General features: G+C 32.7%; 9 protein-coding genes. 2 read left to right on the top strand and 7 right to left on the bottom strand.

All coding sequences use genetic code 11. The annotated features are described in order from the left end of the window. Positions 1-81 precede the first annotated feature (81 nt). Positions 82-1,497 (top strand): murein biosynthesis integral membrane protein MurJ, encoded by a 1,416-nt coding sequence (gene murJ / locus CDV25_RS03740; protein ID WP_108910830.1) that lies wholly within the window; start codon positions 82-84, stop codon positions 1,495-1,497. Here the strand turns inward: murJ and CDV25_RS03735 are convergent. From CDV25_RS03735 to edd, 7 genes are all read right to left on the bottom strand, one after another. Beyond that, positions 1,487-2,293, bottom strand: coding sequence for an amino acid ABC transporter ATP-binding protein (locus CDV25_RS03735; protein ID WP_108910829.1), 807 nt, complete (start codon positions 2,291-2,293; stop codon positions 1,487-1,489). The two genes, murJ and CDV25_RS03735, sit on opposite strands and share 11 nt — an antisense overlap. Positions 2,294-2,314: 21 nt before the next feature. After that, positions 2,315-3,013, bottom strand: coding sequence for an amino acid ABC transporter permease (locus CDV25_RS03730; RefSeq protein WP_238700796.1), 699 nt, complete (start codon positions 3,011-3,013; stop codon positions 2,315-2,317). A 9-nt stretch (positions 3,014-3,022) separates the two neighbouring features. Beyond that, positions 3,023-3,796 (bottom strand): transporter substrate-binding domain-containing protein, encoded by a 774-nt coding sequence (locus tag CDV25_RS03725; protein ID WP_108910828.1) that lies wholly within the window; start codon positions 3,794-3,796, stop codon positions 3,023-3,025. 2,472 nt (positions 3,797-6,268) lie between these two features. Continuing rightward, positions 6,269-8,359: a hypothetical protein gene (locus tag CDV25_RS03720; RefSeq protein WP_108910827.1), complete on the bottom strand. Its 2,091-nt coding sequence runs from the start codon at positions 8,357-8,359 to the stop codon at positions 6,269-6,271. A 38-nt stretch (positions 8,360-8,397) separates the two neighbouring features. Next, positions 8,398-8,631 carry a hypothetical protein gene (locus tag CDV25_RS03715; protein ID WP_108910826.1) on the bottom strand — a complete coding sequence of 78 codons (234 nt, stop codon included), beginning with the start codon at positions 8,629-8,631 and terminating at the stop codon, positions 8,398-8,400. Between the two features lie 1,382 nt (positions 8,632-10,013). Next, entirely contained in the window at positions 10,014-10,676 is a 663-nt protein-coding gene (locus tag CDV25_RS03710; RefSeq protein WP_108910825.1) for a bifunctional 4-hydroxy-2-oxoglutarate aldolase/2-dehydro-3-deoxy-phosphogluconate aldolase, read from the bottom strand. 9 nt (positions 10,677-10,685) lie between these two features. Further along, entirely contained in the window at positions 10,686-12,488 is a 1,803-nt protein-coding gene (gene edd / locus CDV25_RS03705; RefSeq protein WP_108910824.1) for a phosphogluconate dehydratase, read from the bottom strand. Positions 12,489-12,641: 153 nt separating this feature from the next. Between edd and zwf the strand changes: the two genes are divergently transcribed. Beyond that, positions 12,642-14,042 carry a glucose-6-phosphate dehydrogenase gene (zwf, locus tag CDV25_RS03700; RefSeq protein WP_108910823.1) on the top strand — a complete coding sequence of 467 codons (1,401 nt, stop codon included), beginning with the start codon at positions 12,642-12,644 and terminating at the stop codon, positions 14,040-14,042. Positions 14,043-14,084 lie beyond the last annotated feature (42 nt).

The raw sequence follows: 14,084 nt of genomic DNA, 5'->3' as shown, positions 1-14,084 counted from the left end.
TAAAACCTTTTTATGTAAAAATAATTTTTTAGTATTGTAATGTAAAATTACTATAAGAAGTATAAAATTAAAAGAGGCAAGGTGTTTTTTAAAGCTTTTTTAACCAATAGTAGCGGAATTTTAATATCAAGAATATTAGGGTTTATACGCGATTTGTTGATGGCTACTATTCTTGGGGCGGGAATTTATAGTGATATTTTTTTTGTAGCTTTTAAATTCCCTAATTTATTTCGTAGAATCTTTGGTGAGGGGGCTTTTAATCAATCTTTTTTGCCGAGTTTTTTAAAAGCTAGATATAAAGGGGGATTTGCTCTTAAAATTTTTTTGAATTTTTGCCTTTTGCTCTTGTTTTTTTTGTTGTTGGTGTGGGTGTTTTCTTGGGAGATAACAAAGCTTTTAGCTTATGGATTTTCTGAAGAGCTTATTGCTTTAACCGCACCTTTGGTGGTTATTAATTTTTGGTATTTATTATTAATCTTTATCGTAACCTTTTTAGGGGCAATCTTGCAGTATAAACATAACTTCACCGCTTGGGCGTATTCCCCTGCAATGTTAAATATAGCGATGATTATCTCATTGCTTTTAGCACAAAATTCCGATTCTTATACAAGTGTTTTATATCTAAGTTATGGGGTTTTAGCTGGTGGAGTTGGGCAGATTTTATTGCATCTTTATCCTTTGTGGAGGTTGAAATTTTTTAAGCTATTTTGTGTGGGAGTAAAAGAATTAAAGCGCAAAAAGGATTTTATTTATAAAAGCGTAAAATCTTTTTATAAGCAGTTTTTTCCAGCTATGATTGGAAGTTCTACCGCACAAATCGCTTCTTTTGTGGATACCTTGTTGGCTTCCTTTTTAAGCAGTGGCACTATTTCTTATTTGTATTATGCTAATAGAATCTTTCAACTCCCTTTAGCGGTTTTTGCTATTGCTACTTCTGTAGCACTTTTTCCTTTTATTGCAAAATGCCTTAAAGATAAAAAAGAGGATGTAGCCTTAAATGCTTTGAAAAAACCTTTTTGGCTTTTATGTTTTTTGTTAAGTATCTGTGTAGTAGGGGGTATTTTATTACAAAGGGAGATTATTTGGCTTTTATTTGAAAGGGGGAAATTTTTGCGTGAGGATACACTTCTGACCGCTTCTGTGTTTAGTGCTTATATGGTTGGGCTTTTGCCTTTTGGATTAGCTAAAATCTTTTCTTTATGGCTTTATTCGCAAAATCAACAATCTCTAGCGGCTAAAATTTCTGCTTTTTCTTTGGGGGTAGGTGTGCTTTGTTCTTTGGTTTTAATGCAATTTTTTCAAGCCTTTGGATTAGCATTAGCTGGAAGTATTAGCGGAATGGTGCTTTTATTACTTACTTTGCATTATTTTGGTTGGAAAAAGTTTTTTATCCTTTTAAAGAACTGGAAGTTGATTATGTTATTGGTATTATCTTTAAGCGTAGAGATTGTAGGTATTAGTGGATTTAAGTATTTTGTTTTTGAAATTAGCTCCTAATATGGCTTAAGAAAAATTTTAATCGTTCGTTTTTTGGGTGATTAAAGAGTAGATGGGGAGATTGGTCTTCTAAAATACTACCATTTTCCATAAACAATACGCGTGTAGCAACTTCTTTAGCAAAACTCATTTCGTGTGTTACACAAATCATACTCATTCCCTCATTAGCTAAGTCTTTCATTAGTTCTAATACTCCTCCTATCATTTCTGGATCTAACGCACTGGTTGGTTCATCAAAGAGCATAACTTCAGGTTTCATCGCTAAAGCCCTAGCAATAGCGATTCGTTGTTTTTGCCCACCACTAAGGCGGGAGGGGTATTCGTTTCTTTTATCATATAAATCAATTTTTTCTAAGAGAGCCTTTGCAATTTCTTGGGCTTCTTGGGGGGTTGCTTTTTTTAGCTGTATGGGTGCTAAGGTGATATTATCTAAAACATTGAGATTATTAAAGAGGTTAAAATGTTGAAAAACCATCCCCATTTTACTTCTTGCTTCATCAATGTCTTGACGCATTTTTAAGTCATATTCTTTAATCTTTAATTTCAAGGCATTTTTAGAGATATTTTGAAGATCTGGGTAGAGATTAGGGCTTAAATTAGAGATTCTTTTATCATTAAGCCATATCTCCCCACTATCTGGAATCTCTAGTAGATTAAGGCAACGCAAAAAAGTGCTTTTTCCTCCCCCACTAGGTCCTATAATCACTACTTTTTCACCTTTATGGAAAGTTATATTAATCTTATTAAGCACAATTTTTTGCTGATATTTTTTAATAAGTTCTTTAACTTCTATCATTTACTTTAATTTCCATTGACCCTAATTTTCACTTTTTCTTAATTTTCTCTCATAAAGACTAATACAATAACTAGCTATTAAAACAAGTACTAAATAACAAAGCGCTAAAGAAAAGTATGGCACCATATATTCATAACTTGAACTCCCAATAACCCTAAAGGCATAGGTTAAGTCATGCACGGTAATGTAATTAGCCACAGAAGTTTCTTTCAAAAGTGTAACAAATTCATTGCCTAAGTTTGGCAGAGCATTTTTAAAAGCTTGGGGGAAAACGACAAAACGCATACTTTGGTTAGCGTTTAACCCTAACGCCCTAGCAGCTTCATTTTGTCCTCTATCAATACTCAAAATTCCACTACGCATAATCTCACTAACATAAGCCCCACTATTTAAACCAAAAATAATAACTGCTACAAGTAATGCACTACTTCCAGCTAATCCTAAAAGCGGTAAAATAACAAAGTAAATAAAGAGGAGTTGCACCACAATAGGAGTCCCGCGAAAAAACCCTACATACATTTTAACTATTATCGTAATATACCTTTGCAAGGAGTTTTTTTCTTTTTTAGTGATTAAAATAGCGATGAGTGTGCCAATGATAATACCGATAAATAATCCACAAATTGAAAGTAAAATCGTAACAAAAATTCCTTCAAGGACAAGGTGATAACTGCCTTTTAGGATTAATTCTTGATAAAAAATTGCTAATTTTTCGCTCAAATGCAGACCTTAGAAGTATTTTTGTAGGATTTTTTCCATTGTGCCATTCTCTTGCATTTGTTGTAAAATATCGTTGATTTGTTGTAATAGGATAGGGTTGTTTTTATTGACCCCAACCCCATATTTTTCCTCTGTTAGGTAGGTGTTAATGATTCTTGTGGCAGGATTTGTTGCAGCAAATATTCTAGCGGGTGCCTCATCAATAATAACTAAATCAATTTGCTTATTTGTGAGGGCATTAGTTGCTAAACCTCCATTAACAAAGCCTTTAACCTCTGCGTTTTTAAATCCTTCAAATCCCCAGCTTTCATCACCCATTGCATAAAAGGCACCCGTTGTCCCACTCTGAACCCCAATTTTAATCCCATTTTTTGCCTTAATCCAATCAATAAGTGCTTGTGTATCTCCCTCTAATGCAGGATTATAATCTTCCTCCCTAACAATTACAACTTGTGCGGCATTATAATAAGGGATAGAAAAATCAATCACTTTAGAACGGGTAGGATTAATCGTTAATCCGCTCATTCCAAAATCTGCATTACCACTATTAATAGCACTTACCACAGAATCAAATTCTATATCTAAGATTTCTAAAGTTTTTCCTAATTGTTTCGCAATTTCTTGTGCAATTTCTATATCAATTCCTTTAAACTCTTTACCCTCTTTGTATTCAAAAGGAGCAAAGTTTGCTGCTGTAGCTACAACTAGTTTATCCTCTTTTTTACAGCCTAAGAGAAAGAGGGGTAATATCATTAAAAATAGCGTTAAAGAAAGTTTTTTCATTTTTCACTCCTTGAAATTTGGAGAGAGATTATAACAGATTTTGCAAAATACTGAAGGTAAGAATTGATAGTTTTTCTAAAAATATCCTCATTCTCCGTATTGAGTTAGAACACATAGAATCTTTAGAGAGTTGTTGTAATTTATAAGTATTTAAAGAAACTTTTGTAGCAAAAGAGTTAGCTTTATATTCTCTAAAATCATTATGAATATGTTGTGTATTATTATTGTATTGATTTTATAATAATCTTTTTATCTAACACTTAAACCTTAAAACCAATAATTCCTTTCTATCCTTGCCCTTAAAAATTCCCTATATCTGTATAAGAAGTAATAAGAATTTGTGGAAGATTCTTAAGCTATTTAATTTTATTAATTAACCTTACTGAAACTCCCTTTTTATACTTAAACTTATACTCTCTATACTAAACCTTAAAGAGAACATTAAAAAGAAAACAATTTGCGTTAATAACACTTAGAATAATTAAAAATAGACAAAGATTATAAAGAGCAAGGTTAGTTAAGTTTAAGCATAGAGAGTAAGGATAAGTAGGGGTTATGTGTGGATATAGTGTAGCGACTGGTTTTTTAATCTTTATTTTTGATATGCTGTGTGGGTGTCGTGTGTTAATCTTTATCTTTGTTGTGTATGAGAGCAACTAAGAGTAAATAACACTAAATAATGTTAAATTAAAACAACCCAACCCTAACCAATACTATAAGGGTAAGTGAGCATAAGTGGTAGTGTGTGGTGAGTAATCGTTATTTTTTTTGGTGGGGGGTGTGAGAGTAACCAAACCCAACTAAATAACCAACCAATCCTAACCAAACAAAGAATAACCAAAAGCAAGTAAAACCAAAACTAACTCACCAAACTAAATAATATTTAAGAGATGGTGTGGATATGGGGGGATAATCTTTATTTTTAGTGTTATGCTGTGTGTTGGCTGGGGAGGAGGGATAAGTATTATCTTTGGTTTAGTGTGGTTTTTAATCATTATCTTTGTTGTTGTGTGAGTAAGATTAAATAAAAGTAAATAACACTAAACAATCCTAAATCTTAACAAACTAACCAACCCTAACCAAACAATAACCCTACTAAAGCTTTCTTATATACAACAAAAGAAAGCTTGATTAAAACTAATTAAACCCAACAAACCTAACCAATCTTAGCTATGGCTACCTAAACATTACTACCTAAAAGAGCTAACCAATCCTAACCTAATAAACCAAACAAACTAAACAAACCAACCCTAACCAACCAAAGAATAACCAAAACTAAATAAAACTAAATAAAACTAAATAAAACTAAATAAAACTAAATAAAACCCTTAAAGGATAAAGTAAGTAATACTAACTAAGAGTAAGTAAAATAAACTAACCTAACAAACTAAACCAACCAACTCTTAAGGAATAGAGTAAGTAGGGGTAGCGTGTGAGATTGTTTTAGTTATTGTTTTTAGTGTGTTGTAGTAGCTGGGTTTTTACTTTATTTTTAGTGTGTGCTGTGTATTGGGGAGGAGGAGGGATAAGTATTATCTTTGGTGGGGGGTGTGAGAGCAACCAAACCCAACTAAATAACCAAACAAACTAAACCTAACAATCCTAACCAAAACTCATTAACCCCTTAAAGATAAAAGAATTTTATAAAACCTACCTAAACATTACTACCTAAAAGAGCTAACCAATACCAAACAACCCTAACCAACCAAAGAATAACCAAAGAATAACCAAAACTAAATAAAGCCCTTAAGGGATAAAGTAAATAACACTAAACAAACCTAAGTCTTAACAAACCAATCCTAAATAAGAATAACTCAACACTCAACCAAAACCAATCCTTAAGAAATAAAGCAAGTAATACTTTATAGAGAAGTTAAACCCTTATCCTTGATAAACCCTTTTAAGGTTTAAACTCTATTAAACCTAACCCTACAATAAACTTTAAAAGAATAATAAATAACCAACAAAAGATTCAAATAGAAATTCAAACAAAACTTAAGCTTTCAAAGAAATAACCTGCTAAAACTTTATAAGAACTAATAATCCTTACTCCCTTATTATTTTTTATCTTTACTATGCTGTGTGGGTATGTTATGTTAATCATTATCTTTAGTGTAGTGTATTAGCTCTAATGGATAGGGGTTTTAGTTATTTGGTGGGGTGTAGTGTTGGCTGTTCTTTTTAGGCATTTTTATTTAGTGTAGTAGCTGGGTTTTTACTTTATTTTTATTGTGTGCTGTATGTTGGGGAGGAGGAGGGATAAGTATTATCTTTGGTGGGGGGTATGAGAGCAACTAAAGAGTCAATAAAGCTTAGTGCTTTTATTGTCTCTTAATCTTTGTCTCTTTTTGATTATTCTAAATGTTATTAACGCAAATTGTTTTCTCTTTAATATTCTCTTTAATATTCTCTTTAATATTCTCTTTAATATTCTCTTTAATATTTAATAGAGAGAGTATGGCTACCTTTCCCCTACCACATATAATTAAACTTCCCATACCCTGTATGCATAGTGGTATTCTTAGTCCCATTCATTCCATAATTTAAAGAGAAATAAAAAGCATCATTTAAAGGAATAACTAAAGTAGTCCCTAAAGCATATTCTAAATTATCTAATTTACTCTCTCCTCCTCCATAATACCCTATATTAGAATATCTCCCTTTAGGATTATCTACATTAGGATTCATAGTCCAATCTACTCCTGCATACACTAAAGTCTTAAAATGTTTATGCCAATCACTATAAAAAGAAAGAGAGGTTTTAGTTTTAAATAAATTCATCTTATGGGTATAATTGCGTCTTGTAATAGTATTGATGGCATTACTCATCGTATAAGCTTTAGAATATCCTCCATTATAACCTAAACCTATCTCTGGAGTTAAAGTATGCTTAGTATTAAGCTTAATATTTATCCCCATATTAACATTAGCATCATAAGCATAAGATTTAGGTTCTCCTTTAAATTCTGTTTGTCCTACCCTTTCAGAAATATCATTTTGTATTAAACCAAATTGTGAAGAGAATTTAGAAAAGAGTTCATAATCTTTATAATTAAAAGGATGATAATACCTAACTCCTGCATAATAGGTTCTATTATTTAAAGCTAGAATATCTGAAGGATAAGTTTTAGAACTAAAATCATCATATCCTCCATAAATCCCATAAATATCTTTATTGTTAGGATTTAAATAACTATAACCAAAGATTACTCCTTTAGTATGTCCTTTAGAAGTTAATCCTCCATTTAAAGAAGTATTACTCTTAGAGATATAAGGAAGCATAAAGGCTAAATGATTCTTATCTTTAGTTTCACTAGATCTAAGTAAAGCATCACTCCCTAAATTATCAAAGTTTGCATAAATAGCTCCTTCCTCATAAGCCTTATTAAAGTTAGAATACACATTAGCACTTCCTTGATTATGGATTAAATTCACCGCATTCATAGCATTACCCATTACAGCATTTACAAAGTTTGCTCTAGCTTGGGTATTACTAATGAGTGTTTTTCCTAATGCTGCTGCTGAAGTCTTAGCAGCATCAACAGAAAAGCTTAGAGTTTTACTTAAAGCATCAACATTAACATTAACACTAGGATCATTGGTTTTAAATTCTGCTTTAGCAAAGACTTTAGAATTAATCTCTGCAGGATTGCTTATAGTAGTATCTTGAGAAGTATCAATATTAATAACATTTTTAGGATCTTGAACTAAAGAAGAGAGATTAGTAATATTTCCTGCATCAAAGGTAACATTAGAAACACTTACAACACTTAAATTAGTTCCTGTTATTTCTAAAGGTTTAACCTCTCCTTGAGAATTTGTAGAGACTAACCATTCTTCAACTTCTACTTTACCACTTCCATTGCTTTCTATTTTCGTAGTATCACTAACTTTACCTGTATTACTAATACTTAAACTACCACTTCCATTATTTTTAATATTAGCCCCTATACTAGCATTCCCTGTATTACTAAGGGAGAGATTTCCAGAACCAGAGTTAATAATATCTGATTGTAAGGTGGCATTCCCTTCGTTTTTAATAACGATAGGAGCATCTCCACTTACTTCAATATTTCCTGCAACCTTTGCATTATCAGAATTAGTAATGCTTAAGGGAGCATTAGAGGAAGAAGTGATAGAGCCTCCTATGCTACTATTGCCAGAGTTAGAAATATTTAAAGGACTATCACTAGCATTAGAAATAGAACCACTTAGACTTGAAGCAATCGTTGTAGTAGTTCCATTACTATTTGTTACAACTCTATCTTCATTTTTAATATCTCCTTTAAAGTTCGCCCCTTTTTGTATCTCTATATTTCCTGCTATATTTCCTCCTTGATTTACAATACCTCCTTCTACCTTAGCATTACTCCCTATTGTAATATTTCCACCCATTACAGATTGATTGGTAATAGCCTTACCACCCTTTAGTGTTCCTTCAATTTGGATATTACCTGTAAATTTATGTTGTGGGTTTGCATCAATTGCAATGGCTGAATGATTATCTCCTCCTTGTAGGATTCCTCCTTCTTTGATAATAAGGTTTCCTATGGAGGGAGTCATTGATATTCCTGTAACCCTTATAGCATCCTCTCCTGCTTTTAAGGTCCCCCATTTTCAATAGTGATGTTTTCGATGTTACCAGTGTGGTGATTTTCACCATAGGCATCTGCATTAAAAAAAGAAATAATATTTTTCTTAGCCTCTATAGTGCCTGAAACTCTCATATTTTTTATCTTTCCATTTTCTATTAAAAGTCCATAATTTCCACCTTTAATAGTTCCAGAGTTGGTGATATTTTCAATAGTTGGGTGTGAAGCAAATGTAGCAAACATTATAGCAGCTACTGCATCATCATCTACTTCAATAAGCCCTTGATTATCAATGGTGCCAATATGGTGTTGACTATTGCCATAACCAGATAGTGCATAGATTCCTACTTTCCCCCCTTTTATTGTGCCTTTATTGGTGAGTGTTTGGATTGTAGTATCAGGATTAATCCTAATTGCAGAGGTTATAGTTGTAAATTTTATATTACCTGTATTCTTTTCAGTCTGTATTAATCCCTTATTCTCAAAATTAGTAATGCTAGTCCCCCCTAAGATATTAATGCCTACTCCTCTGTTACCCTCACTCTTAATAATTCCATTCTCACCATTAATAAAACTACTAATCGTAGCTTTATTAATATATACCGCATCTCTACTAGCAGTCTCTTTAGCAAGAATAGTTCCTGTGTTGTTAAAATTAGTAATGGTAGTATTAGGTTGTAAAGCAATACCATAACCTTTAGAATCTATTATTCCACTATTGCTAAACTTATCAATAGTTCCTTTAGTGATATTAAAATTAAATTTACCAGTATTAGTATTAGTTATGGTTCCAATATTTTCAAAAGATTGGATAGAGCTTGTATTAATACTAATATTATGATTCCCACTCCCACTAATTAATCCTTTATTGGTAATACTCTCTATCGTAGCATTATTTTGAATATTGATAGCATAGTTAGCATTTGTATTAGTAATACTCCCAGTATTAGTAATTTCTAAGTTTTTATATTCTTTAGTTTGTGAAGCAGAAATTTGTTTATTAGTAAGTGCTTTTGTTACTTTATTAGCATTAGTATCTGTTGTTGTATCTAAAGTATCATTACCTATTGCTACCCAATTATCTTTAGCACTAATACTATGAGGAATAGTTAATAAAACACTTGCACAGATTAAAGAGAGGAAAGAGGGGCTTAGAGATTTAGGATTTAATAATTTAAAATTAATATCTCTTATTTTGGGATTAGAATCTAATGTTTTAACATTAATCCTAGAGTATAGAGGTTTAAGATTAGAATTAGAATCTAAAAACTTAGGATTAAATAATTGAGAGATTAAACTTTGAGAATCTAAAGGTTTAGGATTACTTTTAGAATCTAATGTTTTAACATTACTCTTAAAATCTAAGTTTAAAACATAATCTTTAACATTAACCTTGATAGTCTCTATAGGAGTATTATTGCCCCCCCCCCCCAGAATTTATAATAGGGCTTACATAAAAAGATTTATTACTCATAATTTCTCCTTTTTTGCCCCCCCCCCCTAATATATATTATATTAGGAGATTTAGGCATTTTTACTATGTATTTGTCATAAGTTATTTTTAACATTTCTAGTATAGCATAAAATTTAAACTTTATTAAGTAATATTGGGATTATTTTAACTTTTAATTAACTTTTAACTTTTGGTTTTTAAAAAGGGGTGTTTGTTGGCTTCTAGCAAGGCTTTTTTGTGCGATTTGGGTGATTTCATCCCATTGTTTGTTGATAATTAGTTCTTTAGGGGTTAGCCAAGAGCCTCCTACACAGGCTACATTTTCTAATGTTAAGTATTCTTTGATATTGTTTAAATTTATACCCCCTGTTGGACAAAATTTTACACTACTAAAAGGAGCTAAGAAAGACTTTAGCGTTTGTATTCCTCCTGAAGATTCTGCGGGAAAAAACTTGAGATTTTTAAGGTCAAATTCAAGAGCTAACATTAGCTCACCTGCGGTAGTAACTCCTGGGATTAGGGGTAAATCTATGGCTTTAGCTTCTTTAGCAAAAATGGCATTTAAGCCCGGACTTATGGCGAATTTAGCCCCTGCATTTTTAGCTTGTTCTAGCATTTTAGCATTTAGGATAGTTCCTGCCCCTACTATAATATCTGGCATTTCTTGGGATATAAGGTTTATTGCTTCTAGTGCTTCTTTGGTGCGTAGTGTGATTTCTAGAATCTTTATGCCTCCTTTGGCTAAGGCTTGTGCTAAATCAATGCTTGTTTTTAAATCATAAATGGTAATGACTGGAATAATTTTACTAATTTCTAAAACTTCTCTTGCTTGCATTTATTGTCCTTATTTAAAATATCCGCCAAAACTCATAGCACCTGTTTCTGCACTTGAGCTTTGTTCTCTAAAACCTGCGAAAAGTTCTCTACCATAACCAAAAGTTTCTTTTTTGTCAAATTTGCTTGGTTTGCGGTTTTTCCATTCTTGTTCGTCTATTAGAGCCTCTAATCTGCCATTTTTGGCATCAAGGATTAGCATATCGCCATCTTGGATTTTCGCTATATTTCCATTAAGCAAAGCTTCTGGGCTTATATGGATAGCTGCTGGGACCTTGCCTGAAGCTCCGGACATTCTCCCATCTGTGATAAGGGCTACTTTGAAGCCTTGATCTTGTAAGACTCCTAAAGAAGGTGTAAGCTTATGAAGCTCTGGCATACCATTTGCCCTTGCTCCTTGATAGGGTAAAACGGCGATGAAGTCTTTTTGTAATTCTTTGTTTTGGAATCTTTGCAAAAATTCTTGTTGAGAGTGAAAGACTATAGCAGGAGCTTGGATTATTTGGTGCTCTTCTTTAATGGCGGAGGTTTTTATCACTGCTCTGCCTATGTTTCCACGCAAGATTTTCACTCCTCCATCTTGAGAAAAGGGATTTTTTATGCTTCTTAATATGCTCTCCTCTTGGCTTGTTTTTGTCCCCTCTTGGTAATGTAGTTTGCCATTAATTAGGAATGGCTCTTTGGTATAATCCCGCATTCCTCTCCCCATAATCGTCTCTATATCCTCATATAAAAGCCCATTTTCTAAAAGCTCATTAATGATAAAGGCTAATCCTCCTGCGGCTTGGAATTGATTGACATCGGCTTTGCCATTAGGATATACCCTTGCTAGAAGTGGAGTGATACTTGAGAGTGCATCAAAATCATCCCAATTGATAATAATCCCTGCTGCTCTGGCTATGGCTACTAGGTGTATGGTGTGGTTTGTTGAACCCCCTGTTGCCATTAGCCCAATAATGGCATTAATAATGTTTTTTTCACTAAGTAGTTCTCCTATTGGCTTGACTTGGTTTTGCGCCATATGGGCTGCGGCTTGTTTAACTAAAGCTTCTCTTAAGGGGGTGTTTGGATTAATAAAAGCAGAATTTGGTAAATGCAACCCCATAAACTCCATTAGCATTTGGTTAGAATTTGCGGTGCCATAAAAGGTGCAAGTGCCTACATCGTGGTAGGATTTCATTTCGCTTTCAAGCAGTTTATCACGTGAAATCTCGCCAGCGGCAAAAAGTTGTCGCATTTTGGATTTTTCATCATTTGAGATTCCACTTGTCATTGGACCTGATGGGATAAAAATACTAGGTAAATACCCAAAACTTAAAGCACCTATTAAAAGCCCCGGGACAATCTTATCACATACCCCAAGATAAAAAGCTCCATCAAAGACATTGTGTGAGAGTGCTATGGCTACACTCATTGCGATTACATCGCGTGAGAATAGACTAAGCTCCATACCCTCATAACCTTGCGTAATGCCATCACACATTGCTGGGGTGCCACCTGCTAATTGACCAAAGGCACGATTCTTAAAGAGCTCTTGTTTGAGTATATCGGGGTAGTTTTTAAAGGGTTGGTGTGCGGAGAGCATATCATTATAAGCGGAAATGATGGCAAAATTGGATTCTTTATTTTCTTTGATTTTTTCTTTCATATAATTGGGTATGCTAGCATAGGCGTGAGCTAAGTTCGCACAGCCTAAGTCTTTTCTTTGGATTTTTCCTTTATGGTTTGTAATGCGTTCTAAGTAAGCCTCTCTTGTGGGTTTGCTTCGCTCTATAATGTTTTTTGTGATTTGTTCTAATTGCTTATTTATCATCTTTTTCCTTAAAGGGGGGCGGAATTTAATTTTATTAATTTATTAGTAATTATGTTAATTTTAGGTAAAAATTCTAAAATAATAGCTTTAAAATATGTTAATTTTAGTATTAAAGTTTTGTGAGAATCTATATTGATATTGTTAAGGAAGGTTATGCAAGGTTTTGATTTTATTTTATTTGGAGCTACTGGGGATTTAGCGATGAGAAAGATTTTTCCATCGCTTTATCAAGCCCATATTGATGGTTTTTTGTCCTCTATTGGAAGAATCATTGCTACAAGTAGAAGTGCATTTAACACGGAGCAATTTATAGAGGAGTTAAGTAGCAAATCTAAAATACATATTAAAAACTGCGTTGATAAAAAATGGGAAGAATTTACTCATAGCATTTGTTATTTAAGTATCAATTTAAATAATGAAAAAGACTTTATTGCTTTAAAAGAAAGGATTGGCGATAAAAGTCAAAATATTGTTATTTATTTTTCTATTTCCCCAGAATTTTTTATGCAAGCTTGTAAAAATTTAGCCTTAGTTGGGCTTAATAGAGACAATGTAAAGATTATTCTTGAGAAGCCTTTAGGTATGGATTTGCACTCCTGTCAAGCTATTAATAATGAAATTGCTAAATACTATGATGAGAAGCAGATTTATAGAATCGATCATTATTTGGGAAAAGAGAGTATTCAAAATCTTTTAATTCTACGAGCTTTTAATCCTATTTTTGCTTCTTTGTGGAATAGAAAACATATTGATTATGTGGAAATTAGTGTTTTTGAAACTTTGGGTGTTGAAAGTAGAGGAGAATTTTATGATAATACGGGTGCGTTGCGGGATATGGTGCAAAATCATATCTTGCAAATCCTCTCTTTGGTGGCTATGAAAATCCCTCCTAATCTTGATGCGGAATCTATAAGAAAGGCAAAATTTGAGCTTTTAAAAGCTCTAAAGCCTTTAGGTGATGAGAATATAGCAAAAGATGTTATTAGAGCACAGTATATAAAATCGGGTAATTTTAAGGCGTATTTGGCAGAAGATAATATTAAAGAAGATAGTCAAACTGAAACTTTTGTCGCTATAAAGGCAGAGATTTTGGATGATAATTGGAGGGGAGTTCCCTTTTATATTAGGACGGGAAAAAGAATGGCGGATTCTTTTGCACAAATTGTTATTCACTTTAAAAATAAAGAAAGTTTAAAGCCTCATTCTAATAAACTTATTATTCATTTGCAACCTGATAATCAAATTTCTTTGAATTTGAGTGTCAAAAAGAATGGAAAAACAATGAAATGTGAAGAGAGAGATTTGATTTTAAATCTCAATAATACTTTTATTATGCAACCCTATGAAAGATTGATTTTAGATGCCATTGAGGGTAATCAAGCATCTTTTAATCATAAAGAAGAGCTTGAAGTAGCTTGGGCTTGGGTAGATCCTATTTTGGAGAATTGGCGGGAGCATAAAACTCCTTTATACTTTTATCCTGCAGGAAGTTTGGGTCCTAAAGAATCTTTTGAGCTTATTAAAAAAGATGGGTATGAATGGCACAATTTTTAATGGGTAAAGTTGGAATATATTTAGGGGATTTTTAAATGGAAT

Source organism: Helicobacter apodemus, from assembly GCF_003097575.1.
Classification (GTDB): domain Bacteria; phylum Campylobacterota; class Campylobacteria; order Campylobacterales; family Helicobacteraceae; genus Helicobacter_D; species Helicobacter_D apodemus.
This window is presented reverse-complemented; position numbering and strand designations above follow the sequence as displayed.